Raw genomic sequence first — 26,091 nt, forward strand, 5'->3', positions numbered from 1 at the left:
TCCTCAGGCCTTGCCGACGGCCAGCAGGGCGAAGGCCTGGATCAGACCGACCTCCTCCAGGCGGTCGAAGCGACCGGCGGCGCCGCCGTGGCCGGCCTCCATGTTGATGCGCAGGAGGATCGGACCGCCCCCCGTCATGGTCGCTCGCAGGCGCGCGACCCACTTCGCGGGCTCCCAATAGGTGACGCGGGGGTCGGTCAGGCCGCCGAGCGCCAGGATCGCCGGATAGGCCTTGGCCGCCACGTTGTCGTAGGGGGAGTAGGCCAGGATGGTCTCGAAGGCCGTGAGGCTCTCGCCCGGGTTCCCCCATTCCGGCCATTCCGGCGGCGTCAGAGGCAGTTCGCCGTCGAGCATGGTGTTCAGCACGTCGACGAAGGGTACGTCGGCGACGATGCCCGCGAACAGTTCCGGCGCGAGGTTGGCTACCGCCCCCATCAGCATCCCGCCAGCGGAGCCGCCATGGGCCACGATCCGGCCCTGTGCCGTATAGTTCGCATCGATCAGCGCCCGGGCGCAGGCGACGAAATCCGAGAAGGTGTTGGGCTTCTTCTCGCGCTTGCCGTCGAGATACCAGCGCCAGCCCTTCTCGGTCCCGCCGCGGACATGCGCGATGGCGTAGACGAAGCCGCGATCGACCAGCGAGAGAAGGTTGGTGCGGAAGGCCGCCGGCATCAGCGTGCCGTAGGAGCCGTAGCCGTAGAGCAGCAGCGGCGCCGATCCGTCGAGGGCGCAGTCACGCCGGTGCAGCAGCGAGATCGGCACGGTCTCGCCGTCCGGCGCCGTGGCGAACAGGCGCCGGGTGACGTAATCCTCCGGGTTGTGTCCGCTGGGAACGGTCTGGCGCTTGCGCAGCTGCCGGGCCCGGGTGACGCAGTCGTAATCGTAGGTCTCCGCGGGCGTGGTCATCGACGAGTAGGTGAAGCGGATCACCGCCGTCTCGAATTCATGTCCGGGCTGCAGGCCGAGGGAATAGGCCTCCTCGGCGAAGGCGACCACGTGCTCGTTGCCCTTGGTGTCGCGCACGACGAGACGCGGGCGGGCGTTCTCGATCTCCAGACGCACGAGGTGATCGGCGATCACGTGCTGGTGGCGGATCATCACACCGGGGCGGTAGGCGATCACGTCGGTCCAGTTCTCGCGGCCGGGCGCCTCAACCCGGGCGGTGACGATCTTGAAGTCCTCGGCGCCGTCGGCATTGGTCAGGATGAAGAGGTGGTTGGCCCAGTTTTCGACCGAGTAGATCAGCAGCGGCTCACGCGGCTGCACCACGGTCAGGGCGCCCTCCCCCGTCCGACGGTCGAGGAGATGAACCTCGGACGTCTCATGATCGCTGGCGGTGACCATCAGGTAATCGCCCGATTGGGTCTCCTCGATATGGACGAAGAAACCGGAATCGGCCTCTTCATAGACGAGGGTGTCGGCATCCTGGGCGGTGCCGAGGCGATGGCGCATCACCCGCGCGGGGCGGTGGTTGTCGTCGACCGCGACGTAGAAGAACGCGCGACCGTCGGCGGTCCAGACCACCTCTCCGGTCGTCGCCTCGACGCAGTCCGGCATATCCGTGCCGCTCTCGAGATCTCGGATTCGGATGCCGTGCAGTTCCGACCCCTTGGTATCGGCACCCCAGGCGAGCAGCCGGTGATCGTCGGAATGGACCGCCGCCGCGATTTCGAAGAAAGCGAGGCCCTCGCCCTCGCGGTCGCCGTCGATGAGGATGACCTCTCCCTCCTCGGGGCCGCCATCGGCTGCGGTTTCGGCTCCCTGCCCGGGGATCACCACGACGGTGCGGGGCCGCCGGCAGACGAGCGGATGCTGTCCGCCCTCGCGATGCCGGGTGTAGTAGGCGAAGGGCCCGTCCGGCTCGGGCACGCTGCTGTCGTCCTCGCGGATGCGGGCACGCATCTCGGCGACGAGGGTCTTGCGCAGCGTCGCCGTGCTCGCCAGTGCGGCTTCCGAATAGGCGTTCTCGCTTGCCAGGTGCTCCCGGATATCTTCGGGGAGGGTATCCGGGTGCTTGAGGACGTCCCGCCAATTGTCGGCTTTGAGCCAAGCATAGTCGTCGCGGATCACCCGGCCATGGACTTCGTAGGTGTGCGGACGCACTTCCGCGACGGGAGCGGTGGCTGAAACCGAGATGGTGGTTGACTGGGAGGCCATCGCAAAAAATCCTGGCGCGGAGTCGAGACACGGGGCGCTGTCGCTCCATGTTGCCGTGCCATGTGGCGCGGACGCTATCGGCAAGCAAGCGCTCGAAGATCGAAGGAGCGACCTGACCTATGCCACCGGCTTCTGCGGCAATCTGTCTGGGAGATCAACGACGATGCGTGCCCAGCCGTCCGGACGGGAAATTCCGTGAAGTCGGCATGGTTGAAATATTATTCTCACCGGTTGCTTGATATTGTCGAAGTGCGCACGCACGTCTTGCGACGTTGCGCAGAATAGAATACGAAGACATCATAGCAGGCGAAGTTGCTGAGCATTCTATAGCGCACGTGGATCAAACGGTGACGCTGCGGAATCGATCCGCGGAACAAGCCAGCACCGACACCAAGGCGGTCGGACTGCCTGGGTACCCTATCAGTGCATCGCGTCAGGAGAGTTCTTCCGATTATGAACGATATCGAAAACTCCGCGGATTTTGTTGAGCTGACTGTCGACATCGTATCGGCTTATGTGAGCAACAACCCGGTGCCTCCCGGCGAATTGGCCCAGTTGATCACGCGCATCCACGGGGCTCTGACGCAGATCGCCAGCGGACAAGTCGAATCCAAGGCGTCTGCCGCGCCGCTTCAGCCCGCGATTTCCGTCAAGAAGTCGGTGACGGCCGATCACATCGTCTGCCTGGAAGACGGGCGGACCTTCAAATCGTTGAAGCGTCACCTGCGCGCCAAGTACGACATGAGCCCCGAGCAGTACCGTGCCAAGTGGGGCCTGCCGCCGGACTACCCCATGGTCGCCCCGAACTACGCCAAGGCACGCTCCGACCTCGCGAAGGCGATCGGTCTCGGACAGACCCGCAACGGGAACTACGACGAGGCGGCCTGATCCGGCACTGCTCCGGAGATCCTGCTTTCTCCGGAGCCACGCTCTGCGTGCGAAGACGCCACGGTCGCACCATGGCCGACGTCTCTAGCACGCGACCCGCGGTCAGCGAAAAAGCCGTCAAGACTTGAACTAGGATATTTTTCCCGTACTGTCCGAGCAACGGTGGCCGCCGCCCTTGTCCTGAGTACTGGAACAAATCATGAACATTGATCGGACTTTTCCATCGATCGGCGCTACTGGCCCGGTCCGGGTGCCTCGCACCGGCGCCGCACAGGCCCGGGTCCCGCGCCTCGGCACCGGCACGATGAATCCCGAATCTCGGCGGATGCTCAATGCCCTGGCGCAGGAGGGCGCCTACGCCCTCCCCGATCCCACCGAGAGCGAGGGCTGGATCGTTCGCGAGGGCGGTACCGGCATTTCCCTCGGGGGCGGCCGCTTCGGGCAAGGTGCGGGCGCCGAGCTTCTGGCGCAGGATCTGGCGGAGCGCGGTTCGGGACGCAGGGCCCGATTGACGATCAGCCCGGCGGGGCGGGCCAGGATCCGACGGGAGCTCGCCGGCGCGCAGACACCCTACCTCGCGCAGCATCTCGATCTCGTCGGCACCGCGGGCGAGCCGGACCGACCGGCCCGCGACGCCTCCGAGAGTCCTCTGGCCTGGATGGCACGGCGTCGGGGTCGCGACGGCACGCCCCTCATTGATACGGCCTGCTTCGAAGCGGGCGAGCGCTTGCGCCGCGATCTCACCGGAGCGGCGCTCCTGCCGCGGATGGGCCAGGATTGGAGCGGTGTGAAGGTCGATGGATCGGGGCCGCGCGATCCGGCCGCCGGCTCCGACGCGATGCTGGCTGCGCGCCAGCGGGTCCGTTCGGCCCTCGATGCCGTCGGCAACGACCTGTCGGGCCTGCTGATCGACCTGTGCGGCTTCCTCAAGGGCCTCGAGCGGATCGAGGCGGAGCGGCGCTGGCCGGCGCGCTCGGCCAAGGTGGTGGCCCGCATCGCCCTGGCGAGGCTGGCCGAACATTACGGGCTGGAACGCGAAGCGGTCGGACCGGACCGGAGCCGTCCGCGCCTGTGGCGGGCGGCATCCAACCCGGCGGCGCAGCGGAGCTGACGCTGGCCGTTCAGGCGGCTGTCAGGCGGATCGCATCCCGGTGGATGCGCTCCGCCATGGCACGGACGCCGTTGGAGCGCTTCGAGGTGAGGTGGGCCCCGAGACCGATCTCCTTGAAAGTCTGGAAGACGTCGACCTTGGCGATGTCCTCCGGCGCCTTGCCCTCGTGGAGGGCCATGACGAGGGCGATCAGCCCCTTGGTGATCACCGAGTCGCTGGTTCCGCGCAGATGGAGACGGGGCGGCGTCTCGGAGCGGTCGACGTGGGATTCGACCCAGACCTGGCTCTCGCAGCCGTGGACCCGATTCTCCTCGGTCAACAATTCTTCCGGAAACGGCGGCAGGGCGCGCCCGAGTTCGATCAGGTACTCGTAGCGGTCCGGCCCCTCGTCGAGGATGCTGAAATTGTCGATGATCGTCTCGATGTCTGGCAGCATGGTCGGGGGAACGGCTCCTGTGCGGCGGCACCCCTGCGCATATAGTCCATGCCTGCGCCAATGCGATCCTCAGACCGACTGCGCCAGCACCTCGGGCAGTTGCAGTTCCAGGGGCTCGGCGGGGGTGCCGATCCCCCTCACGGCGATCTCGGCCTGAGAAGCGTAGGCGGCGATCAGGCGGGGGCCGAGATTGGGAACTTCGAGCTTGCCGGGGGCGGCGCCCTCGCCCGCTCCGGAAACGATGCTGAGGCGCACGGGACCGCCGGCCGCCGCATCGATCTGGATCGCGATGGTGCAGGCGACCGTCTCGGCGGTGGTGTCGAGGCATTCCGAGACCACCTCGGCGACGATCATCCCGAGGGCATTGGCGGTGCGCGGCTCGACCAGGCTGGTGCCGTGACCGCCGACGGTGACCCCGATGCGCCCGGCCCGGCGCAGCTGACCGAGACCCGAGGCGAGCCGGTGCAGATAGTCGCGCAGGTCGATGGACGCGATGTGGGGTGCTTCGTGCAGGTGCTGCTGCACCAACGCGATGGCGCGCACCCGCTGGCCCAGCGCCTCGAAGCTGCCCCGGCAGGGGGGCGGCGCGGCGCGGCCGTAGAGCCCGATCAGGCTGACCATGACCTGGAGGTTGTTGCGCACCCGATGATAGACCTCGGCGAGCAGCGCCTCCTTCTCGACCAGGGCGCGCTCGGAATGCTCCTCGGCATGCTTGCGGTCCGTGATGTCGAAGCAGGTGCCGAGGAATCCGACGAAATCGCCGTTCTCGCGCAAGGGCTTGGCGGTATCGAGGAGCCAGCGGTAGGCCCCGTCGTGGCGCCGCAGCCGGAACTCGGACGTGAACGGCTCCTGCGCGGCGAAGGCCTTGGCCACGATGGCGGCATGGCGTTCCAGGTCGTCGGGATGCAGGCCCCGGCGCCAGCCGTGACCAAGCTCCTCCTCGACCGAACGGCCCGTGAAGGCGAGCCAGGATTCGTTGTGGTGAACGGCAGCGCCCTGGGGATCGGCCCGCCACATCATCAAGGGCACGAAATCCGCAAAACGCCGGAACTCGCCGCAACCCATAACACTCACCGATGCCGCCTCGGTCGACGGTGTGTCCGCGGCCATGATTTTTCGATCCACCCGTTCCAAGCACCGGCCCCGCCACAGCCAGCGCCGGTCAACGTGCCGGGCATGGGCCCGTTCCGATCCTACGTTGTGATGAGGGCCTTATCCTCAGGTGTCTGGGATGTGGCGGGACGGCACGACCGTCAGAGCATGCTCGGCAGGATCCGGTCGGGTGGGCGATGCCCGTCCATGAAGGTCTTGATGTTGATGATCACCTTCTCGCCCATGTCGACGCGGCTCTCGTGGGTGGCCGAGCCCATGTGCGGCAGGAGCACGACCTTGCCGGCGCGGGCGAGCTTGACGAGGCGGGGGCTCACCGCGGGCTCCTGCTCGAACACGTCGAGGCCGGCCCCGGAGATGTCGCCGGCCTCCAGCAGGCGGGCCAGCGCAGTCTCGTCGATGACCTCGCCGCGGGCAGTGTTCACCACCACGGCCTCGGGCTTCAGGAGCTTGAGGCGGCGGGCGGAGAGCAGGTGGTAGGTGGCCGGGGTATGCGGGCAGTTCACGGAGACGATGTCGACGCGGGCCAGCATCTGGTCGAGGGATTCCCAGTAGGTCGCGTCGAGGTCGCGCTCGATCTGGGCGGGAACGCGCCGGCGGTTGTGATAATGGATCTGCAGGCCGAAGGCCTTGGCCCGGCGGGCCAGGGCCTGGCCGATCCGGCCCATGCCGACGATGCCGAGGCGCTTGCCGGTGATCCGGCGGCCGAGCATCCAGGTCGGAGACCAGCCGGTGGTCCAGGCGTCGTCCGGGATGATCCGGGCGCCCTCGGTGACCCGGCGGGCGACGGCGAGGATCAGCGCCATGGTCATGTCGGCGGTGTCCTCGGTGAGGACGCCGGGGGTGTTGGTGACGGTGATGCCGCGCTCCAGGGCCGCGGCCACGTCGATGTGATCGACGCCGTTGCCGAAATTGGCGATCAGCCGCAGGTTCGGGCCGGCCTGGGCGAGGAGGCCCGAATCGATCTCGTCGGTCACGGTCGGGACCAGCACGTCGGCCTCGCGCAGGGCCGCCATCAGGGCCTCGGGCGCCATCGGGGCATCGTCGGTGTTGAGCCGGATCTCGAAGAGCTCGCGCATCCGCGTCTCGACGACCTCGGGCAGACGCCGCGTGACGACCACCAGCGGCTTGCGCTTCAACGACGACATGCACCCTCCCCGCGAACGGCGTCGACCGGCCCGCATCCGACCCGGCCGGTCTCCGGCGCGATCTCCGATGCGGGGGCGGCGCCGCAGGCTTACCGTGCGTTAACCACGCACCGGTCAAGACATTCGAGACGACCGGGCCGGCGGCCGGAAGGCCGCGACCCCAGGGTCCTGTCGACCCTAAGGCCTCTCTACCAGAGAGGCCGCGGAACACAATGCACGCCGGGGCCGGCCGTCACCCTGCGGCTTGCTCCGGACAGCGTGAAGGATCACCGGACGATGCGCGCGCCTGCCCTGCTCCTCACCCTCGCGACCCTCCTGTCGGCCGGCGCCGCCGCGGCCGCCCCGGCGCCGGGGGCCGGGCCCGACGTCGCCCTGGGCCCGGTGACGAAGCTGCCGCTGCCGCGCTACGCCAGCCTGAAGACCGACCGCGTCAACCTGCGCGAGGGCCCCTCGAAGGACCACCGCACCCTCTGGGTGTTCCAGCGGGCCGGCCTGCCCGTCGAGATCGTGGCCGAGTTCGAGACCTGGCGCCGCATCCGCGATTCGGAGGGCACCGAGGGCTGGGTGCTGCACTCGCTGCTCTCGGGCCGGCGCACCTCCATCGTCACCGCCGGCAAGGGAAGCGACAAGGGCGGCGACAAGGCCCCGGTGCCGCTCTACGCCAAGGCCGACGAGGCCTCCGGCGAGGAGGCCCGCCTCCAGGCCGGCGTCATCGGCAGCGTCAAGGCCTGTACCGGCAGCTGGTGCCGGATCATCGTGGCGATGCCCCAGCGGCGCGGCGACGTCGACGGCTACATCCGCCAGGACCGGCTCTGGGGGGTCTATCCCAACGAGAAGGTGGAGTAGGCCGCGCGCCCCCGGCGGCGGCCGCGGCTCACGATTGCCGCATGAAGGTGTCGGGCGTGCCGGTGCCGTCGGCGACGAAGCGGATGTCGCGGGGCTCGCGCCGGGGCGTGTCGACGGAGAGGAACACCATCGGCTGCTCGAGGATCTCGGGGACCGAGTGCACCACCCCGCGCTTGAAGAAGACCAGCTTGCCGGGGCCGACCTCCACGGGGGCCTCGTCGCCGAACTTCATCAGGCAGCGCCCGGACAGCACGTAGAGGTACTCGTCGCAGGAGGCGTGGCTGTGCGGCGGCGTCGGCCGGTAGACCCGGAAGACCCGGGCGCTGGCCGCCGGATCGTCGGTGAAGCGGTGATCCGCCACCATGGTGTCGGAGGTCTCGGGCAGGCGCGCGGCCTGCTCCGCCACGTCGAAGACGCCGTGCGCCGTCAGGCTGTCCCTATCCATGGCCCGCGTGTCCTTCCCTGCCCGTCGTTCCCAAAGCCCCGCAGCCTAGCCGAAAAATCGCCGCCGGGCAGCCAGCGCCGCCGGCCGCACGACCGGTTCGGCCGCCCCGACGCGGCGGGACCCGCGCGAACGTGATCGGGCCGACACTTCATAATGTTACAACATTGCAAAAATCCGGGCGCACCCCCGTTGACTTGCCGGCCGCCCACGGGACAAGGTCGAACGGTCAAGGTTCCCGCGGGTCGTCGGCCCGGGGGCTAAGAGGGAATTCGGGGCGCTCGCAGGGGCGTTTCCGAAGCTGCCCCCGCAACTGTCAGCGGTGAGCTCTTTCCGTCCAGCGTCACTGGTGCCGATCACCGGGAAGGCCGAGGCGAGGGCGACGACCCGCGAGCCAGGAGACCTGCCTTGCACGACGTTACGTCTCTCGGGCGGGGTGTCCCGGCGGAGCGCTGGACCGGGCCCGGCTGCCGACGCACCCGGTTCCGCGAGGGCACCCGCTCGGCCGTCGCTCGACAACCATGAGCGCCACCGGTGTCCCTCCGTCCGAGCCCGTCCGCCGCGAAGGCCGCGATCCCGAACCCGCCCCGCGCGGCCGACGCGCGACGGCGGTCGGGGCGGCGGGGCTCGCGCTGCGCGCTCGCGGCGATGCTCTCGGCGGCTTCGCCGGCCCTGGAGGCGCGGGCGCAGGAGTCCGTCACTCTGGAGGAACTGTCGGTGGAGGGGGCGGGCGGCGCCCCGGCCACGGGCGCTGCGGGCCTCGCCCCCGGGATCGGGCTGATCGGCCCCACGCCGGGTTACCGGGCCGATCGGGCGGTGAGTAGCACCAAGACCGACACGCCCCAGCGCGACGTGCCCCAGGTCGTCACCGTCGCGCCCCGCGCGGTGATCACCGACCTCGCCGCCACCCGGGTCGACCGGGTCTTCAACTACACGCCCGGCGTCGCCCAGCAGAATAATTTCGGCGGCCTGACGGTGTTCAGCTACGCCGTGCGCGGAACCACGACCTCGGAACTCTACCGCAACGGATTTCCGATCAACCGGGGCTCGCCGCCGCCGCCCGACACCCAGAACGTCGAGCGCATCGAGGTGCTGAAGGGCCCGGGCGGCGGCCTGTTCGGGCGCAGCGACCCGGGCGGCCTCGTCAATTTCGTCACCAAGCAGCCGACGGCCGAGCGCTTCGTCGAGATGGGCGGCCTCTGGGGCTCGTTCGAGCAATTCCGCGGCACCGTGGATGCGGGCGGCGCCCTGAACGAGGACGGCACGCTGCTCTACCGCTTCAATTTCGCGGGCGGACGCCAGAACAGCTTCCGCGATTTCGTGGATGGCGACCGGCTCCTCGTCGCGCCCGTGGTGAGCTGGCAGGTCACGCCGGACACGAAGGTCACCGTCGAGACCGAGTTCCTGCGCAACCGCGTCGTCTTCGACCGGGGCGTGATCGCGATCAACAGGCAGCTCGGCTTCCTGCCGATCTCGCGCTTCCTCGGCGAGCCGGGCCAGAGCACGTACCAGAGCTCGGACACCATGCAGGTGCGGGTCGAGCACCGCTTCGACGCCGACTGGCAGATGCGGCTGGCCACCCACTTCAACACCGGCTCCCTGCTGGGCGAATCGGCGGAGATCCGGGCCATCGCCGCCGACAACCGCACGGTGCTACGCGACCGGAATTTTCGCGATTACCGCTGGGACACGGCGATCGGCCAGGCCGAGGTGGTCGGGCGCTTCGCCACCGGCGCATTCGGCCACACCGTGCTGCTCGGCTTCGAGCGCGAGAGCACCGACAGCCGCGTCGTCTACGAGCGCTCGAACTTCCGCCAGAGCCCCTACAGCCTCGACATCTACGATCCGCGCTACGGCCAGGCCCTGCCGCCGCTCACCATCCGGCGCAACAACCTCGAGCGGATCACCAGCACGGCCCTCTACGCCCAGGACCAGATCGCCCTCAGTCCCGAGTGGAAGGCCCTGCTCGGGGTCCGGTTCGACTTCTTCGAGCAATCCTTCCGCGAGCGCACCACGGCGACCCAGGTCGACCAGACCCGGGTGGCGGCCACGCCGCGCGCCGGCCTCGTCTACCAGCCCCTGCCGGAGCTCGCCCTCTACACCAACGTGGGCACCAGCTTCCGGCCCAATATCGGCCCCGACGCCTTCGCGGTGGCCCGCTCCGTGCCGTTCGAGCCGGAGACCGGCCTCGGCTACGAAGTCGGCGCCAAGCTCGACCTGTTCGGCGGCGCGCTCGGCCTGACGGCGGCGGCCTTCCGCATCGAGCGGCAGAACGTGCTCACGGCCGACCCCAACAACAGCGGCTTCTCCCTGGCGGCCGGCGGGGTGCGCAGCCAGGGCTTCGAGCTCACCGCCGCCGGCCAGATCACCCCGGAGATCAAGCTCCTGGCGGGCTACGTCTACGCCGACGCCGTGGTCACGAAGGACAACGTGCTGCCGGTGGGCGCGCCGCTGATCAACATCCCGCGCCACTCCGGCAGCCTGCTCGCCGTGCACGAGGTACAGGCGGGCCCCTGGAAGGGCCTCGGCCTCGGCGGCGGGGTGCGCGGGGTCGGCGAGCGGGCCGGGGACGCGGCGGGCTCCGGCTTCATGCTCCCGGCCTACATCGCGGTCGATGCCCTGGCCTATTACCGCTACGAGAACATGCGCTTCGGGCTCAACATCGAGAACCTCTTCGACGCGACCTACTACGAGAGCTCGAACAACGCCTTCCGGGTCTATCCCGGCGCGCCCAGGCGCTTCACCGGCACGCTCTCGGTGCGGTTCTGATGCGCCCCGCCCAGGCGTCCTCCGGCGCCGCCTCGCCCCCTGCCGCCGCCCGCCTCGCCTCGATCGACGCCCTGCGGGGCCTCGTCATGCTGCTCATGCTCGTCGACCACGTGCGGGAGTTCGTCTACCTGCACGCCCAGGTCCGCGACCCCATGGATCTCGGCCTCACCCCGCCGGACCTCGCCCTGACGCGGCTGACCTCCCACCTCTGCGCGCCGGTCTTCATCCTGCTCACCGGCCTCTCGGCCAGCCTCTACGCCCAGAAGCACGGCGACCGGGGCGCGGCCAGCGCCTTCCTGCTCAAGCGCGGCCTCCTGCTGATCCTGCTGGAGGTGACGCTGGTGAACCTCGCCTGGACCCGCAGCCTCCTGCCGCCGATCCTCTACCTGCAGGTGATCTGGGCGATCGGCCTCAGCATGGTGGCGCTGGCCGGCCTGCTCTGGCTGCCGCGCGCCGGCCTGATCCTCTTCGCCGTGGCGGTGATGCTCGGCCACAACGGGCTCGATGGGCTCCTGCTCCGGCCCGGCGATACCGGCTACGTCCTCTGGTCGATCCTGCACCAGCGCGGCGTCGTCGACCTGCCCTGGGGCGCGGCGCGGACCTCCTATCCGGTGCTGCCCTGGTTCGGCGTGATCGCGGCGGGCTACGCGCTGGGTCCGCTCTTCGCCGGCGGGGTCGCGCCGGCCACCCGCCGCGCGGGGCTGCTGGCGCTCGGCGGCGCGGCCCTCGCCGCCTTCCTGATCCTGCGCAGCCTCGACGGCTACGGCGAGCCGGTGCCGTGGCGGACGGGGGCGACACCGCTCCTGACCGCCCTCTCCTTCCTGAACCTGACCAAGTATCCGCCCTCGGCCGACTTCCTGCTGCTGACGCTGGGGCTCGGCCTCGTCCTCCTCGCCCTGTTCGAGGCCGTGCCGGCGCGACGCCTCGGCTGGCTGTGCGTCTTCGGCGGCGCGCCGCTGTTCTTCTACCTCGCCCATCTCTGGCTGCTGCGCCTGCTCCACGACGGCGCCCTGGCGCTCGGCCTCAGCGGCCCCTCCGGGCGGATCGAGGCGGAGGCGCCGTGGCAGATCTGGCTGGTCGCGGCGGCCCTGGCGCCGCCGCTCTGGCTCGCCTGCCGCTGGATGGTCGGCCTCAAGCGCCGCGCCGCCTGGCCCGGCCTGAGCTACCTCTAGCACCCAGCCGCGCCTTTAGAATAAAGTCCGAACATAGGATTTTATGTTTGACACCGCGACGCTCCTGAGGTATCAAGAGGGCACGCTCAGGAAGTGTGAGTGGCGAGGGAGGCGGCGATGACCACGCTGGTGCCGATCGTCGCGTCGATCCGCGGGGCCGTCGAGGCGGCCATGCGCGAGACCCAGCGGCCCGTCACCGACATCGCGGCCGAGACCGGCGTGCGGGTCACCACCATCCGGACCTGGAACAAGCGCTACGGCTGGCGCCCCACGGCGGCGACGGCCTCCACGGCCTTCACCCCCGAGCGCTGGAAGCCAGCCCGGCGGGCGGCGGTGGCCCGGCTCTACCGCGAGGACTGGATCGACATCGGCGACCTCGCCGTGGCGCTCGGCGTGGCCCGGCACCGGGCCGAGGCCCTGTTCGCCCAGTGCGGCCTGGAGGGGCGCCGGCCCGGCGAGGTCGGGCGCGCCCTGGGGCCGGACGCCGACCCCCGAAGGATGCGGGCGGCGCTGCGGGCGCAGATCGCCCGCCAGATCCTGCATTTCGACGCGGCGCTGAACGGGGCGGCGGGCGTTCCGGCCTTCGACAGCGCCCGGGTCCTGCGCGACCTCGGCGGCCTGAAGCGCCTCCTCGACGAGACCACGGAAGACGGGCGGGGAGGACGCGATGGGCCGGGTCTCGACGAGCCGGGCGGGAACGGCGACGCCGACGATCTGCCCGCCGACGATCTGCCCGCCCTGCGCGCGGAGATCGCGCGCCGCGCTGAGGCGCTCGGCGGCGAGCGGGCGGATGCCGGCGCTGCTGGCGGACCTGCCGCCCTCCCAGATCCGGGCCCTGGCGACTGACTGGCTGCTGGCCGCCCGCGACGACCAGCTCCCGCCCTGCCCGGCCCTGGCGGACTGGACCACCTGGGCGGTGATCGGCGGGCGCGGCGCCGGCAAGACCCGCACGGGGGCCGAGTGGGTGCGCGCCCTGGCGCTCGGCGACCCGGCCTTCACCGCCCGGCCGGTCGGGCGCATCGCCCTGGTGGGCGAGACCTTCGCGGATGTCCGCGACGTCATGGTGGAGGGCCCTTCCGGCCTCCTCGGCCTGGCCGGGCGGCGGCCGCGCTGGTCGCCCTCGCGCCGGCGCCTGGAATGGGACAACGGCGCGGTCGGCCTCGCCTTCTCGGCCGAGGAGCCGGATTCCCTGCGCGGGCCCCAGTTCGGCGCGGCCTGGTCGGACGAGATCGCCAAGTGGCGCTACGCCGAGGCCGCCTGGGACATGATCCAGTTCGGCCTGCGCCTCGGCCACCACCCGCGCGGGCTCGTCACCACCACGCCCCGGCCGATCCCGCTGCTGCGGCGGATCCTGGCCGACCCGCTCACCGTGGTCAGCCGGGCGCGCACCGCCGACAACGCCGCCAACCTCGCCCCGGCCTTCCTCGAGGCGGTGGTGGGGCGCTATGCCGGCACCCGCCTGGGGCGCCAGGAACTCGACGGCGAGCTGATCTCCGACCGGGCCGACGGCCTCTGGACCCGGGACGGCCTGGAGGCCGCCCGCGTTCCGGCGGCGCCCGCGGAGCTGCGCCGCATCGTGGTGGCGGTGGACCCGCCGGCCTCCTCGAAGGCCGGGGCGGATGCCTGCGGGATCGTCGCCGCCGGCCTCGACGATGCCGGCCACGCCTACGTGCTGGCCGACGCCACCTTAAGCAGGGCCGCCCCCGAGGCCTGGGCCTCGGCGGCGCTGGCGCTCTACCACCGCCTGGCCGCCGACAGCCTCGTGGTCGAGGTCAATCAGGGCGGCGAGATGGCCACCGCGGTCCTGAACCAGGTCGATGCCGCGGTGCCGGTGACGGCGGTGCGGGCCACGCGCGGCAAGTATCTCAGGGCCGAGCCGGTCTCGGTGCTCTACGCCCAAGGACGCGTCCACCATGTCGGCGCCCTGCCGGCGCTGGAGGACGAGCTCTGCGATTTCGGGCCGGACGGCCTCTCCTCCGGCGCCTCGCCGGACCGCCTCGACGCCCTGGTCTGGGCGCTGACGCACCTCCTCCTGCGCGGCCCCGAGCCGCGCATCCGGCGCCTGTAAGTCGCGCATCCGATCCGTTCCTCGCGAGGCCCCGATGGCGAACCTCCTCTCCCGGCTCGTGCGCCGCGCCGTGCCCGCCACCAAAGCGGCGCCCCTCGCGGGCCCCCTCGGAGGCGCCGGCGTCGCCTTCTACGGCGAGGGCCGGGCCTCCTGGACGCCGCGCAACATCGGGGCGCTCGCCCGCGAGGGCTTCCAGCGCAACGCCATCGTCCACCGGGCGGTGCGGCTGGTGGCCGAGGCCGCCGCGGCCCTGCCGCTCGGGCTGGTGGGGGCGGGCGCGGCCGGGCCGCATCCCCTGGCGGCGCTGCTGGCCCGGCCGAACCCGCGCCAGGGCGGCGCGGCGCTCCTCGAATCGCTCTACGGGCACCTGATGGTCTCGGGCAACGCCTACCTCCAGGCGTCGGGCCTCGACGGCGTGCCCCGCGAGCTCCACGCCCTGCGCCCCGACCGGATGCGGGTGGTGGCCGGCCCCGACGGCTGGCCGGCGGCCTACGACTACGCGGTGGGCGGGCGCACCCTGCGCTTCGACCAGGGCGGGGACGGCGTGCCGCCGATCCTCCACCTCACCCTGTTCCACCCCACCGACGACCATTACGGCCTCTCGCCGATGGAGGCGGCGGCGGTCGCCCTCGACATCCACAACGCGGCGGGCGCCTGGAACAAGGCGCTGCTCGACAACGCGGCGCGCCCCTCCGGCGCCCTGGTCTTCGCCACCGCCGCCGGCTCCACCCTGAGCGACGCGCAGTTCACCCGGCTCAAGGGCGAGCTCGAGGCGAACTACCAGGGCGCCGGCAATGCCGGGCGGCCGCTGCTGCTGGAGGGCGGGCTCGACTGGAAGCCCCTGGCGCTCTCGCCCAAGGACATGGATTTCGTCGAGGCCAAGAGCGGGGCCGCCCGGGAGATCGCGCTGGCCTTCGGCGTGCCGCCCCTGCTGCTCGGCCTGCCCGGCGACAACACCCACGCCAACTACGCCGAGGCCAACCGCGCCTTCTACCGCCAGACCGTGATCCCGCTGGTGCGGCGCACCGCCGAGGCCCTGGCCCAATGGCTGGAGCCGGCCTTCGGCCCCGCCCGCCTGGAGCCCGACCTCGACGCCATCGAGGCCCTGGCCCCCGAGCGCGAGAGCCTGTGGCGCCGGGTCCAGGCCGCGGACTTCCTGACCGAGGCGGAGAAGCGCGAGGCGGTGGGCTACGGGCCGATGCCGGGCGGGTGAGCGAGATCGGTTCGCGCGAAGTCGTCGCCCTTGTAGAGGAGGGACGCGCCGTGGGCCCGCGCGCAGGCATAGGCGTGGCAATCGCCCATGTTCAGGGCGGCCGGGTGCCGGCCCTTGCCGAAGCGGTCATAGGCCGCGATGGCGAGGTCGGCTTCGGCCTCCCCGAGGGGCACGAAGCGGATGGCGCCGGCCTCGAGGTAGAGACGCACCTGCGCCCGGGCCGCCTCCACCGTGAAGGCGTAGCTGCGAACGAGGCCGGCCACCGTCTCCCAGACCGAAAGGGCGGAGCACAGGCGATCCGCGTCGGCCTCCAGCCGGTCGCTCAGGGCATCGGCCTCCGGTTCGCCGGTGATGATGGCGATCAGGGCGGAGGCGTCGACGAAGATCGTCACGCGCCGCTCAGGTCGTCGAAGAACGCCTTGTCGGCCGCCTCGCCCGTCGGGGCCGGCAGCGGATGGCGGGCGCGCAGGGCGGCGAACCGCTCGCGCAGGGGCACGACGGGAGCGATCCGGGCGAGCTCCGCCGAGACGGCCCGGTAGACCGCCTCCGATTTCGTCACCCCGGCCCTCTCGGCGAGACGCGCGACCAGCGCCGCCGTGCGGTCGTCCTTGATGTAGAGCGGCATCGGCGCCTCCGAATATCCCTCGATGTAGCGAGGATATCCCACCCCTGGCCGGCTGTCACCGGACCTTGTCAGCGGAGTCTCCCATGGACGGCCATTTCACCGGCTATGCCAGCCTGTTCGGCGTGCCCGATCTCGGGCGCGACGTGGTGGCGCCGGGCGCCTTCGCGGCGAGCCTCGCGGCGCGGGGCGTCGCGGGGGTGCGGATGCTCTGGCAGCACGATCCGGCCGAACCCGTGGGGCGCTGGCTCTCCCTGCGCGAGGATGGCCGCGGCCTGCTCGTGGCGGGCCAGCTCAACCTCTCCGTCCAGCGCGCCCGCGAGCTCGACGCGCTCCTCGGGGCGGGCGGCCTCGACGGGCTCTCCATCGGGTTTCGCACGGTGCGCGCCCGTCCCGAGCGCGGCGGCACCCGCCGGCTCGAGGCGATCGACCTCTGGGAGATCTCCCTGGTGACGTTCCCGCTCCAGACCGGGGCGCGGATCGCGGCCCCGGCCCAGACGGCCGCCGCCCGGGCCGCGACCGGCTCCGCCCCGGCGGACGCGATCCTGGCACGCGACATCCGGGCCCTGGCCCACCGCATGGCGCCGTCCCGGCGCGCGGTTCCCCCCTCCACCCGGCCCGGGCTCCGGCCCGCCGCCCTCCGTCCCGTCCGCTCCGCGAGGTTCGCATGACCGTCCACGTCCGCTCCGAGACCCACGCCGCCCCGCACGCACCCGAGGTGAAGGGCGCGCTGCCGCTCCTGGAGGACAAGGCCGCCGGCCCGAACGATCCGGCGGTGGGCAGCGCCATGGCCGAGCTCGCCCGCGCCTTCGAGGCGTTCAAGGAGACCAACGACGCGCGGCTGGCCGCGATCGAGGGCCGCGCCTCCGGCGACGTCCTCACCGAGGAGAAGCTCGCCCGCATCGACGCCGCCCTCGACACGGCGCGCACCCGGCTCGACCGCCTGACCCTCGACGGCCGCCGCCCGCCCCTGGCGAACCCCGCATCCTCGGGGAGCGGTGCCCCGGCCCCGCGCGACGCCGCCGGCATCGAGCACAAGGCGGCCTTCGACCTCTATGTCCGGGCCGGCGAGAGCGCCGGCCTGAAGCGGCTGGAGGAGAAGGCCCTGTCGTCCGGCTCCGGGCCGGATGGCGGCTACCTGGTGCCGGCCGAGGTCGAGCGCATGGTGCTGACGCGCCTCGCCAACCTCTCGCCGATCCGGGCGCTGGCCACCGTGCGGGTGATCTCCGGCGGGCAGTACAAGCGCGCGGTCTCGGTGCGCGACGCGGTCTCGGGCTGGGTCGCCGACACGGCGGCGCGGCCGCAGACCGACACGCCGGTCCTGTCCGAGCTGACCTTCCCGGCGATGGAGCTCTACGCCATGCCGGCCGCCACCCAGACGCTCCTCGACGACGCCATCGTGGACATCGATTCCTGGCTCGCCGACGAGGTGGAGACGGCCTTCGCCGAGCAGGAAGGCACCGCCTTCGTCACCGGCAACGGGGTCGGCCGGCCGCGCGGCTTCCTGACCTACGACCTCGTGGCCAACACCGCCTGGGTGCCGGGCCGGATCGGCACGGTGCCGACGGGGGCCGCCGGCGCCTTCCCGGCCGCCAGCCCGTCGGACGTGCTGTTCGACCTCGTCTATGCCCTGCGGTCGGGCTACCGCCAGAACGCCACCTTCGTGATGAACCGCCGCCTGCAGAGCACGATCCGCAAGTTCAAGGACGCGGACGGCAACTACCTGTGGCAGCCGCCGCTGGCCGCCGGCGCCGCCGCGACCCTGATGGGCTTCCCCGTGGCCGAGGCGGAGGCGATGCCGAACGCCGCGGCGGGCAGCCTCTCGGTGGCCTTCGGCGATTTCCGCCGCGGCTACCTCGTGGTGGACCGCGCCGGCCTGCGGGTGCTGCGCGACCCCTACTCGGCCAAGCCCTACGTGCTGTTCTACACCACCAAGCGCGTCGGCGGCGGCGTGCAGGACTTCGACGCGATCAAGCTGCTGTCCTTCACGGCCTGAACGCCGGGGCCCCGGTCCCGGCGGACCGGGGCCCCCACGCGGAAGCGCGGGTGTTGAATTGGGGGGACAACTCAAGGGTATCTTCCGCTCACGGGGGCGACAGCGAGTCGCCGATCTGTGCCGCGGACGGCGGCCCGATCGCATCGTTGTCCGGCGTCGAGGCGATGACGGGCGCCGCAGCGTTTCCCGGATCGAGGATCGGGCGAGCCTTCGCGGCCAGGGGATCACGCCGAGACGTCCATCAAATGCATGATGTTCCGGCCAAGCTGAGGTGATGACCTCCGACCGGGGCGGACCGATCGGCGTGGGGCACGCCTCGACGGGACGCCCCTCGGCCAAGGGGGCACCGATGGACCAGACCAATCGCCGTTTCTTCCTCGGGGCCCTCGCGGCCGGCAGTGGCTTGGTGAGCCGTAGCGTGGCGGCGGGCCCGACCCCCGCCGCGGAGGACGGCCATGCCGCCGGGGCCGACGTCGCCCCGGCCTCCAGCTTCCTGCGGACGATCCCGCGCAAGCCCGGCGCGGCCGCCGCCTTCACGGCCTCGCTCGATGCAGGCCCGATCAAGGCCACCTCCGGCGGCTGGGCCCGCGACGTCACGACCCGCCAGCTTCCCATCGCCACGGGCATCGCGGGCGCGCACCTGTTCCTCAACCCGGGCGGCGTGCGCGAGATGCACTGGCACGCCTCGTCCGAGTGGGGCTACATCGTGGCCGGGCATTGCCAGGCGACGGTGATCGACGCCGCGGGCGAGATGGAGGTCGTCAACTTCGCGCCCGGCGAGACCTGGTACTTTCCCGCCGGCCACGCGCACGCGATCCAGACGCTGGGGGCCGATCCGTGCCACGCCATCCTGGCCTTCGACGACGGCCTCTACGGCGAGCACGGCACCTTCGGACTGACAGACTGGATGAGCCGGTTCGATTCCGCCACGCTCGGCCACGCCCTCGGCGTGCCGAACGCGACCCTGGCGGCCATGCCCGCGGGCGAGACCTACATCATGCAGGGGCCCGTCGCGCCCCGCGAAGGCCCAGCCGCACGCGCGGCGAAGCCGCTGGCGCCGGCGCGCTCGCATCGGTTCGCCATCGCCGAGACCCGGGCGGTGGCCGAGGCGGGCGGCAGCGCCCTGCGGGTGGCTCCGGCGCGCGCGTTCCCGGTTTCCTCGGGCATGACCGGACTTCTGATGACCCTCGCATCCGGTGCGATCCACACGCCCCACTGGCATCCCGCCGCCAACGAATGGCACTACGTTGTGCGGGGGCGGACGCGCGTGACCCTGTTCGGCCAGGACAAGCGCATGGCCCTGGCGGAGCTCGGCCCGGGCGACTGCGCCTACCTGCCGCGGTCCTGCGGACATTCGGTGGAGAATATCGGGCCGGAGACGGCCGAGATCGTCGGCGTGCACGACAGCGCCACCTACACCGAGACCTCGCTCTCGACCTGGCTGGCGCAGGTGCCGCGCCACCTGCTCGCCGCCAATCTCGGCCTCGGCGAGCCGGAGGTCGCCGGCTTCCCGGCAGCGGCGCAGACCTTCGGCAGATCGGCCTGAGACCGCGCCGCCGGTCGCGCTTCAGCGCCGGCCGGGCTTCAGCGCCGGCCCGGCTTATCTCCGGCCGGGCTTCAGCGTCGGCCGGGCTTGGCCATCCAGTCCGACCGGGTCGCCCCGATGGCGGCGCCGGAGGGCATGCGGGCGAATTCGGCGGCGCGGGCGTTGATCCAACCGGCATGCTCGCCGGTGGGCGTCACGGCCGTGAAGCCGCCGCAGGCGGTGCGGGCCTTCTTGTCCTGGCGCATGGCACCGCTCGACCAGCTCACCACGCCGACGATCTGGTAGCCGCCGGGGCCGCCGCGCAGGATCGGGCCGCCGGAATCGCCCAGGCACGCGCCGGCGCCCGCCGTCTCGGCCATGCGGCGGCGGTCGGTCACCACCGTGACCCGGTTGGCGACCTGGAGCGAGCCGATGGAGACGAGGTGGGCCTGGCGCAGGGTGCGGGCGGTGTTGCGCCGGTTCTCGGCCACCACGCCGAAGCCCGCGATGTCGACGGCGTCGCCGGTGTTGATGGCGCCGCCGCGGGGATCGAGGGGCTGGAAGTCGGCGCTCAGGGGCTCGGCGAGCTTGATCAGCGCGAGGTCGATGCCGGGCTGGTCCTCCGGCGTAGTGCCGGGCACGAAATCGGGATGCATGGCGAAGGCGATCGCGTTGATGCGGCGCTGCCGGAAGGCCCGGTCGACCGCCACCACGCTGTAGCCGGCCTGATGCATCACGCAGTGGGCGGCGGTGAGCACGAGGTCGCGGGCGATGAGGGTGCCCGAGCAGATCTCGCCCTGGGTGCTCTCGATCCGCACCACCGAGGCGCGCAGGCCGTTGGGATCGCGCGAGACCTCGCCGTTGATCACCGCGGAGGCCGGCAGCGGCGCCAGCGCGCCGAGGGCCGCGGCGAGGCAGGCCGCCCCGATCCGGGTGCGCCGGCGGGCGACGGTCGTGCTGGGGGCAGCCTTGCGCAACGCGGTCGGCAACATCGTGTCTCTCCCGCGTCCGGCGATGGTCTGGACGAGAACGGAATGGAACGTATCGGAAGGCAATGGATCGGCCAAGCTCTGGTTCCGCGGACGTTTCGTCATCCGTCGCGCCGCTCAGGCGCCGGACCAGCGGGCGGCGGCGCCCCAGCCCGACAGGGTGCGGTCGATCCAGTCGCGCTGCGGGCCGAGGAGGACGCCCTGGGAGACGCCGCCGCAGGCCTTGCCGGCGGCCCAGGCGGAGACGGCGAGGACGGCCGCGTCCGCGCCGATCGGTCCGCCGGAATCGCCCTGGCAGGCGCTGGCCCCGCCGGGGCCGGCCCCGAGCCAGACCAGGATGCGGCTCGGCCCGTAGGGCTCGACCACGGCGAGGTCGACGCTGCGGTAGGTGCCGGTGCTGCGGGCGTCGCCCGCCGCGGCGACCCCGTAGCCCGACAAGGTCAGGCGCTCGCCCGCCCGCGGCATCGCGGCGCTGAGGGCGGCCGGCACGAAGCGGGCCGGCAGGGGACTGGCGAGGCGCACCAGGGCGAGGTCGACGGAGCGGCGGCGGCCCGCCACCGCGCCGGCATCGTAGCCCGGGTGGAGCGCGCGGGCGGCGATCTCGGCCAGGATTGGCGCGCCGGCCGCGTCCTTGTAGTGCACCCGGTGCTCGGCCCGGGCCGCCACGCAGTGGCCGGCGGTGAGCACCGCGTCCGGCGCCACGACGATGCCGGTGCAGACGCCGCCGTTGGAGGACAGCACCATCACGGCCGAGCCCGCCTCCTCGGGGGTTGGCCGGCCGCCCACCACGGCGCCGGCCGGCCCGGAGGCCTCAGGACCCAGGACCAGCAGCAGGGACCCCAGCAGCAGGGACCCCGGCAGCGCCGGGGCGCCGCGCCGCGCCGCGCGGCGGCTCCGGCCAGAGTTGCGCGCCATCGCGATCCTTCTTTCGGACGGCCCCCACACGGAGACGACGATGACCCCGATACGCGTCGACAGCGCCCTCGTCGAGCCGGTCACGCTGGCGGAGATGCGCGGCGTCCTGCGCCTCGACCCCGACGACGGCGGCGCCGAGGACGCCCTGGTGCAGCGCCTGATCGCGGCGGCCCGGGCCCAGGTGGAGGCGGCGACCCGCCGCATCCTGGTGCCCGGGCGCTATCGCCTGATGCTCACGGCCTGGCCCGGCGACGGCCGGCTGCCCCTGCCGCTCAGCCCCCTGGTGGCCGTGGCGCGGGCGGGCCTCGTCGATGCCGGCGGCACCGTCACCGACCTCGCCGCCGGGCTCGTCCGGCTCGGCGAGGACGGGATCGAGGCGCCCGGCCTCCTGATCGATCCGGCGGTCCCCGCCCTCGACCGGCGCGCCGCCCTGATCGAGGTCGATGCCGGCCATGGCGGGGCCGGGCCGCCGGTTCCCCCGGACCTGGCCCAGGCGGTCCGGCTCCTCGTCGCCCACGCCTTCGAGCATCGCGGCGACGGGGCCGGCGACGCCGTTCCCCCGCCCGCCCTCGCCGGCCTCGTCGCGCCGCTGCGGCGGATGCGCCTGTAGCGCCCTTCTCCCCGGAGATCCCCGCCATGCTGCAGCCCCTCACCCGCGTGCCGATCGGCGCGCGGCGCCGCCGCTTCGTGCTCGAACGCCCCGTGGAGACGCCCGACGGCTTCGGCGGCGTGGTGCGCCGCTTCGAGGCCGGCCCGCTGCTCTGGGGCGCGATCGAGCCCCTGCGCCCGGTCGACCGGCTCCTGTTCGGCCGCGCCGAGACGGTCGCCACCCACCGGGTCCGCTTCCGCTTCGGGCCCACGATCACGCCGGCGATGCGCCTCGCCAGCGGCCCGCGCCGCTTCGCGGTGCGCAGCGCCGGCGATCCGGACGGGCGCCGGCGCGACCTCGTCTGCCAGGTCGAGGAACTTTCCGCCGAGGCCGCCGCATGAGCCCGGGCCCGTCCCCCGCCGGTTCGCCCACCAGCCCGCTCCTGGCCCTGCGCGCCGCCATCCTCGCCTACCTCGCCACCGACGCGCCCCTGGCCCGCCTGATGGGCGGCTCGCTGCGCCTCGCCGACGAGCCGCCGCGGGGCGTCGCGCCGGTCTACGCCCTGTTCGGCGATGCCGAGATCCGCGACGATTCCGTCGACGGCGCCCGGCGCCACCGGCACGCCCTCGGCCTGACGGTCTACGCCCGGCCGGGCTCGCTCCGCAGCGCGGTCGACGCCGCCGAGCGCATCGCCGACCTCCTGCAGGACGCGCCCCTCGCCCTCTCGGGCCACGCCCTGGTGCGCCTCGACCTGGAGGCCATCGCCGTGCGGCGCGACCCCGCCAGCGGCGAGGCCCGCGCCACCCTGACCCTGCGGGCGATCACCGAGCGCCTGCCCGCCTGATCCACGCCCCTCGAACCCCGGAGCCCCCCATGGCAGCCCAACGCGGCAAGGACCTGCTCATCCGCATCTCGAACGGCGCGGGCTTCCTGGCGGTGGCGGGCCTGCGCGCCCGCCAGGTCGCCTTCAACGCCGAGACCGTGGACGTCACCAACGCCGATTCCGCCGGGCGCTGGCGCGAGCTCCTGGCCGGGGCGGGGGTGCGCCGGGCCGCCCTCTCGGGCTCCGGCGTGTTCCGCGACGAGGCCTCCGACGCCCGCCTGCGGCAGGTGTTCTTCGAGGGCACCCTGGAGACCTACCAGGTCGTGGTGCCGGGCTTCGGCACCCTGGAGGGTGCGTTCCAGATCACCAGCCTCGAATACCGGGGGGATCACGCCGGCGAGGTGACCTTCGACATGGCCCTCGACTCGGCCGGCCCCCTCGCCTTCACGGCCGCCTGATGGCCAACCGCAGGCGCGGCGAGGTGGCCCTGGCCCTGGGCCCCGAGCGCTACACCCTCTGCCTCACCCTGGGCGCGCTCGCCGAACTCGAGGATGCCCTCGGGGCCGCCGACCTGACCGACCTCGCCGCCCGCTTCGGCGACGGGCGGCTGAAGAGCCGCGACCTCGTCGCGCTCCTCGGCGCGGCCCTGCGCGGCGGCGGCCACGCCCTCGACGATGCCGCCGTCGCGGCCCTGCCGCTGGCCGGCGACCTCGAGGCGATCGGGACGGCGATCGGCGCCGTGCTCGCGGCGGCCTTCGGCGAGGCCTCCGAAAGCCCTTGAGCCCCACGGGCGGGACCGCGCCGGAGCCCCCCTCCGCCTTCCCGTGGGACGAGGCGCTGGCGCTGGGCCTCGGCCGCCTGCGCTGGCGCCCGCGCGATTTCTGGCGCGCCACGCCGCGCGAACTGATGGCCGCCGCCGGCCTGACGGGCTCCCGCCCCACCCTCGACGGGGCGGCCCTGCGGGACCTGATCGCCCGCTACCCCGACCCGACCTGACCCGAGGAGGCCGCCATGGCCGAGACCGAACCCGACCGCACCGCCGCCGCCCGCGCCCGGCAGCTGGAGACCCTCGACCGCCTCGCCCAGCGCTTCGGCCAGAGCCTGTCGAAGGCGCTCAGCCTCAATGTCGGGGCCGGGCGCCAGCTCGACAGCGTGCTCGGCACCCTGGCGACCAAACTCTCCGGCGTGGCGATCACGGCGGCCCTCAATCCGGTGAAGTCCGGGATCACCCGGCTGGTGAACGGGCTGATCGGCGCGGGCGCCGTGAGCGGCACGGACACGGCCTTCGCCCGGGGCGGCGCGCTGCAGCAGGGCCGCGTGCGCCCCTTCGCGGCCGGCGGCGTGGTGGCCGCCCCCACCTACTTTCCCATGCGCGACGGCCTCGGCCTGATGGGCGAGGCCGGGCCGGAGGCGATCCTGCCCCTGAAGCGCGGCAGCGACGGGCGCCTGGGCGTCGCGACGGGGAGCCAGGCCTCCGCCCCCGTGTCCATCCACATCGCCACCCCCGACCTCGAGAGCTTCCGCCGCTCGGAGGCGCAGGTGGCCGCCGGCCTCGCCCGCGCGGTGGCGCGCGGCCGCCGCGGCCTGTGAGGCGAAAGGAGGACCGCACCATGGCCGACGACCCGCCGAGCGACTTCCACGAGGTCCGCTTTCCCCTCGATGTCGCCCTGCGCGGCAGCGGCGGCCCGAGCCGGCTGACCGAGATCGTGACCCTGGCCTCGGGCCGCGAGCACCGCAACAGCCGCTGGGCCGATTCGCGCCGGCGCTACGATGCCGGCTTCGGCATCCGCACCCTCGACGCCCTGCACGCGGTGCTGAGCTTCTTCGAGGAGCGGCGGGGCCGGCTCTACGGCTTCCGCTACCGCGACCGGGTCGATTCGACCTCCGGCCCGCCCTCGCGCGGGATCGCGGCCACCGACCAGCTCCTCGGCCTCGGGGACGGGGCCACCCGGGTGTTCCAGCTCACCAAGACCTACGGCAGCGGGCCTTCGCCCTACCGCCGGACCATCGCCAAGCCGGTGGCCGAGAGCGTGCGGGTGGCGGTGGACGGCGTCGCGGTGCCGCCGGCCAAGGTCGCCTGCGACGCCGCCACCGGCCGCCTCACCTTCGCGGCCGACGCCGTACCGGGGGCGGGCGCGCGCGTGACGGCGGGCTTCGCCTTCGACGTCCCGGTCCGCTTCGACACCGACGACCTCACCGTCGACCTGTCGGCCTTCGCCGCGGGCGAGATCCCGCGGGTGCCGCTCATCGAGATCGTGCCGTAGCGGGGGCGAAGCGCAGGGGCCAGGCGCCGGGGCGCCGGACCACCGTGCGGGGCGCAAAGCGCCAGAGCCGTTCGGCGCCGGGGAAGTCCGCGCGGTCAGGGGCGTCGAGGATCACCTGCGCGCGCCCGGTCATCTGCACGAGGTCGCCGGTGGCGAAATCGATGAAGAGCAGCCCGGCGCGCGGGTTGGCGAGCAGGTTGCCCAGGGTGTTGAAGAACCGGTTGCCGGAATAATCCGGCACCGTCAGGACCCCGTCGGCGCCGACCCGGACGAAGCCGGCTGGGCCGCCGCGATGCGAGACGTCGACCTGCCGGGTGCCGTCGGCGCCGGGGGCGTAGCTGGCGACGAAGAACGTCTCGGCGCTCGCCACGAGGGCCCGGGCCTGCGCGTCGAGCCGATCCGACACCTGGGGCGCGGCCGGCGAGGCCGGGACCGGCTCCGGATCGGTCCGGACCCGGATGTATTGCGGGCAGTTGCCGAAGCTCTGCGCCACGCGGATCGAGAAGCCGTCCGGCCGGTCCCGCGCCACGGTGCCGTTCAGGCGGTTGCGCCGGCGGGTGCCGAGGTCGATTCCGAGGAGGCCGACGGCGGCCCCGTCCACGAGCCCCGCCTCGGCGGGATCGTCGGGCTCGGGCGCGGCCCGGACCCGGAGCTGCCCGGGGTCGGGCGCGTCGAGGAAGCCCGGCGCCCCGGTCCGCAACGTCGCCCAGGCCTCGCCCTCCGGGTCGACCGTGCCCAGCACCACGTAGGGCAGCTGGCGATAGAAGGCGCGGTGCTGCTCGATCAGGTGGTCGCGGATGACGCGGGGGCCGAGCTCGGCCATCCGCTCGGCGACGCCGAGATGCGCCTGGAGGGCGGTCTCGCCCGCGTGCCAGGGCGCGGCGGGGTGGGTTTCCGGGAGGGACATGGGCTGTCTCCTGAGACGGGGCTCGATCGTGGTCCGAGGAAGGGCGTTGGCGGGAACGGGCGCTGAGTGCTGCCTTTGTTTGAAGGAGGGGGATTGCAGAT

29 protein-coding genes and 1 riboswitch are annotated in these 26,091 nt (G+C 72.7%); of the genes, 19 read left to right on the plus strand and 10 right to left on the minus strand.

Annotated elements, in window-relative coordinates; all coding sequences use genetic code 11:
* Positions 1-3 precede the first annotated feature (3 nt).
* A complete protein-coding gene (locus ACXJY8_RS16205; RefSeq protein ID WP_463770638.1) occupies positions 4-2,157 on the minus strand; it encodes a S9 family peptidase in 2,154 nt (717 codons plus the stop codon).
* Positions 2,158-2,610: 453 nt separating this feature from the next.
* Here ACXJY8_RS16205 and ACXJY8_RS16210 point away from each other — a divergent pair, with 453 nt between their 5' ends.
* Both ACXJY8_RS16210 and ACXJY8_RS16215 read left to right on the plus strand, forming a co-directional pair.
* Positions 2,611-3,045, plus strand: a complete 435-nt coding sequence (locus ACXJY8_RS16210) for a Ros/MucR family transcriptional regulator (protein ID WP_463770641.1) — start codon at positions 2,611-2,613, stop codon at positions 3,043-3,045.
* A 304-nt stretch (positions 3,046-3,349) separates the two neighbouring features.
* Complete coding sequence (locus ACXJY8_RS16215) at positions 3,350-4,156, plus strand: DUF6456 domain-containing protein (protein ID WP_463780701.1); 807 nt, start codon at positions 3,350-3,352, stop codon at positions 4,154-4,156.
* Positions 4,157-4,166: 10 nt separating this feature from the next.
* Here ACXJY8_RS16215 and ACXJY8_RS16220 read toward each other — a convergent pair whose 3' ends face one another.
* The 3 genes from ACXJY8_RS16220 to ACXJY8_RS16230 all read right to left on the minus strand — a co-directional run bounded on the left by ACXJY8_RS16220 (position 4,167) and on the right by ACXJY8_RS16230 (position 6,850).
* Complete coding sequence (locus ACXJY8_RS16220; RefSeq protein ID WP_463770643.1) at positions 4,167-4,592, minus strand: SufE family protein; 426 nt, start codon at positions 4,590-4,592, stop codon at positions 4,167-4,169.
* Between the two features lie 69 nt (positions 4,593-4,661).
* On the minus strand, positions 4,662-5,702 hold the full coding sequence (locus ACXJY8_RS16225) for a sensor histidine kinase (protein WP_463770645.1): 1,041 nt from the start codon (positions 5,700-5,702) through the stop codon (positions 4,662-4,664).
* A gap of 143 nt (positions 5,703-5,845) precedes the next feature.
* The gene (locus ACXJY8_RS16230) at positions 5,846-6,850 is read right to left on the minus strand and encodes a 2-hydroxyacid dehydrogenase (protein ID WP_463770648.1); all 1,005 of its coding nucleotides are present in this window, start codon (positions 6,848-6,850) and stop codon (positions 5,846-5,848) included.
* A gap of 276 nt (positions 6,851-7,126) precedes the next feature.
* Between ACXJY8_RS16230 and ACXJY8_RS16235 the strand changes: the two genes are divergently transcribed.
* Positions 7,127-7,696, plus strand: coding sequence for an SH3 domain-containing protein (locus ACXJY8_RS16235; protein WP_463770650.1), 570 nt, complete (start codon positions 7,127-7,129; stop codon positions 7,694-7,696).
* Between the two features lie 28 nt (positions 7,697-7,724).
* Here ACXJY8_RS16235 and ACXJY8_RS16240 read toward each other — a convergent pair whose 3' ends face one another.
* Complete coding sequence (locus tag ACXJY8_RS16240) at positions 7,725-8,141, minus strand: cupin domain-containing protein (RefSeq protein ID WP_463770652.1); 417 nt, start codon at positions 8,139-8,141, stop codon at positions 7,725-7,727.
* A 212-nt stretch (positions 8,142-8,353) separates the two neighbouring features.
* Positions 8,354-8,563, plus strand: a riboswitch (cobalamin riboswitch).
* 223 nt (positions 8,564-8,786) lie between these two features.
* Between ACXJY8_RS16240 and ACXJY8_RS16245 the strand changes: the two genes are divergently transcribed.
* The 5 genes from ACXJY8_RS16245 to ACXJY8_RS16265 all read left to right on the plus strand — a co-directional run bounded on the left by ACXJY8_RS16245 (position 8,787) and on the right by ACXJY8_RS16265 (position 15,360).
* Positions 8,787-10,907: a TonB-dependent siderophore receptor gene (locus ACXJY8_RS16245; protein ID WP_463780703.1), complete on the plus strand. Its 2,121-nt coding sequence runs from the start codon at positions 8,787-8,789 to the stop codon at positions 10,905-10,907.
* Complete coding sequence (locus tag ACXJY8_RS16250) at positions 10,907-12,079, plus strand: acetyltransferase domain-containing protein (RefSeq protein WP_463770653.1); 1,173 nt, start codon at positions 10,907-10,909, stop codon at positions 12,077-12,079. The genes ACXJY8_RS16245 and ACXJY8_RS16250 overlap by 1 nt, the downstream gene beginning before the upstream one ends.
* 117 nt (positions 12,080-12,196) lie before the next feature.
* A complete protein-coding gene (locus tag ACXJY8_RS16255; RefSeq protein WP_463770654.1) occupies positions 12,197-12,925 on the plus strand; it encodes a hypothetical protein in 729 nt (242 codons plus the stop codon).
* Complete coding sequence (locus tag ACXJY8_RS16260) at positions 12,870-14,147, plus strand: DNA-packaging protein (RefSeq protein ID WP_463770655.1); 1,278 nt, start codon at positions 12,870-12,872, stop codon at positions 14,145-14,147. The genes ACXJY8_RS16255 and ACXJY8_RS16260 overlap by 56 nt, the downstream gene beginning before the upstream one ends.
* 34 nt (positions 14,148-14,181) lie before the next feature.
* Positions 14,182-15,360: a phage portal protein gene (locus tag ACXJY8_RS16265; protein WP_463770656.1), complete on the plus strand. Its 1,179-nt coding sequence runs from the start codon at positions 14,182-14,184 to the stop codon at positions 15,358-15,360.
* On the opposite strand, the gene ACXJY8_RS16270 is transcribed toward ACXJY8_RS16265, so the two are convergent.
* Positions 15,336-15,746 (minus strand): type II toxin-antitoxin system VapC family toxin, encoded by a 411-nt coding sequence (locus tag ACXJY8_RS16270; RefSeq protein WP_463780705.1) that lies wholly within the window; start codon positions 15,744-15,746, stop codon positions 15,336-15,338. The two genes, ACXJY8_RS16265 and ACXJY8_RS16270, sit on opposite strands and share 25 nt — an antisense overlap.
* Positions 15,747-15,748: 2 nt before the next feature.
* Entirely contained in the window at positions 15,749-15,985 is a 237-nt protein-coding gene (locus ACXJY8_RS16275; protein ID WP_463770657.1) for a type II toxin-antitoxin system VapB family antitoxin, read from the minus strand.
* An 83-nt stretch (positions 15,986-16,068) separates the two neighbouring features.
* Between ACXJY8_RS16275 and ACXJY8_RS16280 the strand changes: the two genes are divergently transcribed.
* The 3 genes from ACXJY8_RS16280 (at position 16,069) to ACXJY8_RS16290 (ending at position 19,524) form a co-directional block, all read left to right on the plus strand.
* Positions 16,069-16,653 (plus strand): HK97 family phage prohead protease, encoded by a 585-nt coding sequence (locus ACXJY8_RS16280; RefSeq protein ID WP_463770659.1) that lies wholly within the window; start codon positions 16,069-16,071, stop codon positions 16,651-16,653.
* Positions 16,654-16,769: 116 nt separating this feature from the next.
* On the plus strand, positions 16,770-17,978 hold the full coding sequence (locus ACXJY8_RS16285; protein ID WP_463780707.1) for a phage major capsid protein: 1,209 nt from the start codon (positions 16,770-16,772) through the stop codon (positions 17,976-17,978).
* Positions 17,979-18,327: 349 nt separating this feature from the next.
* Positions 18,328-19,524, plus strand: a complete 1,197-nt coding sequence (locus ACXJY8_RS16290; RefSeq protein WP_463770661.1) for a cupin domain-containing protein — start codon at positions 18,328-18,330, stop codon at positions 19,522-19,524.
* Between the two features lie 71 nt (positions 19,525-19,595).
* Here the strand turns inward: ACXJY8_RS16290 and ACXJY8_RS16295 are convergent, their stop codons facing one another.
* Both ACXJY8_RS16295 and ACXJY8_RS16300 read right to left on the minus strand, forming a co-directional pair.
* Positions 19,596-20,495 (minus strand): S1 family peptidase, encoded by a 900-nt coding sequence (locus ACXJY8_RS16295; RefSeq protein ID WP_463770663.1) that lies wholly within the window; start codon positions 20,493-20,495, stop codon positions 19,596-19,598.
* 114 nt (positions 20,496-20,609) lie between these two features.
* Complete coding sequence (locus ACXJY8_RS16300; protein ID WP_463770665.1) at positions 20,610-21,407, minus strand: S1 family peptidase; 798 nt, start codon at positions 21,405-21,407, stop codon at positions 20,610-20,612.
* Between the two features lie 40 nt (positions 21,408-21,447).
* Here ACXJY8_RS16300 and ACXJY8_RS16305 point away from each other — a divergent pair, with 40 nt between their 5' ends.
* Genes ACXJY8_RS16305 through ACXJY8_RS16340 form a run of 8 tightly spaced genes read left to right on the plus strand, consistent with a single transcriptional unit; the run spans position 21,448 to position 25,083 of the window.
* Complete coding sequence (locus ACXJY8_RS16305) at positions 21,448-22,017, plus strand: head-tail connector protein (protein ID WP_463770668.1); 570 nt, start codon at positions 21,448-21,450, stop codon at positions 22,015-22,017.
* A gap of 26 nt (positions 22,018-22,043) precedes the next feature.
* Positions 22,044-22,397, plus strand: a complete 354-nt coding sequence (locus ACXJY8_RS16310; RefSeq protein WP_463770671.1) for a head-tail adaptor protein — start codon at positions 22,044-22,046, stop codon at positions 22,395-22,397.
* Entirely contained in the window at positions 22,394-22,840 is a 447-nt protein-coding gene (locus ACXJY8_RS16315; RefSeq protein WP_463770674.1) for a DUF3168 domain-containing protein, read from the plus strand. Before ACXJY8_RS16310 ends, ACXJY8_RS16315 begins: the two co-directional genes overlap by 4 nt.
* Before the next feature lie 29 nt (positions 22,841-22,869).
* Complete coding sequence (locus ACXJY8_RS16320) at positions 22,870-23,277, plus strand: phage major tail protein, TP901-1 family (RefSeq protein WP_463770676.1); 408 nt, start codon at positions 22,870-22,872, stop codon at positions 23,275-23,277.
* The gene (locus ACXJY8_RS16325) at positions 23,277-23,600 is read left to right on the plus strand and encodes a gene transfer agent family protein (RefSeq protein ID WP_463770678.1); all 324 of its coding nucleotides are present in this window, start codon (positions 23,277-23,279) and stop codon (positions 23,598-23,600) included. Before ACXJY8_RS16320 ends, ACXJY8_RS16325 begins: the two co-directional genes overlap by 1 nt.
* On the plus strand, positions 23,597-23,815 hold the full coding sequence (locus ACXJY8_RS16330; protein WP_463770680.1) for a phage tail assembly chaperone: 219 nt from the start codon (positions 23,597-23,599) through the stop codon (positions 23,813-23,815). Before ACXJY8_RS16325 ends, ACXJY8_RS16330 begins: the two co-directional genes overlap by 4 nt.
* Positions 23,816-23,830: 15 nt before the next feature.
* Positions 23,831-24,409, plus strand: a complete 579-nt coding sequence (locus tag ACXJY8_RS16335) for a phage tail tape measure protein (RefSeq protein ID WP_463770682.1) — start codon at positions 23,831-23,833, stop codon at positions 24,407-24,409.
* A gap of 20 nt (positions 24,410-24,429) precedes the next feature.
* Entirely contained in the window at positions 24,430-25,083 is a 654-nt protein-coding gene (locus ACXJY8_RS16340) for a phage distal tail protein, Rcc01695 family (protein ID WP_463770684.1), read from the plus strand.
* On the opposite strand, the gene ACXJY8_RS16345 is transcribed toward ACXJY8_RS16340, so the two are convergent.
* The gene (locus tag ACXJY8_RS16345; RefSeq protein ID WP_463770686.1) at positions 25,064-25,990 is read right to left on the minus strand and encodes a pyridoxamine 5'-phosphate oxidase family protein; all 927 of its coding nucleotides are present in this window, start codon (positions 25,988-25,990) and stop codon (positions 25,064-25,066) included. The two genes, ACXJY8_RS16340 and ACXJY8_RS16345, sit on opposite strands and share 20 nt — an antisense overlap.
* Between the last annotated feature and the right edge of the window lie 101 nt (positions 25,991-26,091).

This window comes from Methylobacterium sp. TK31, assembly GCF_055361545.1.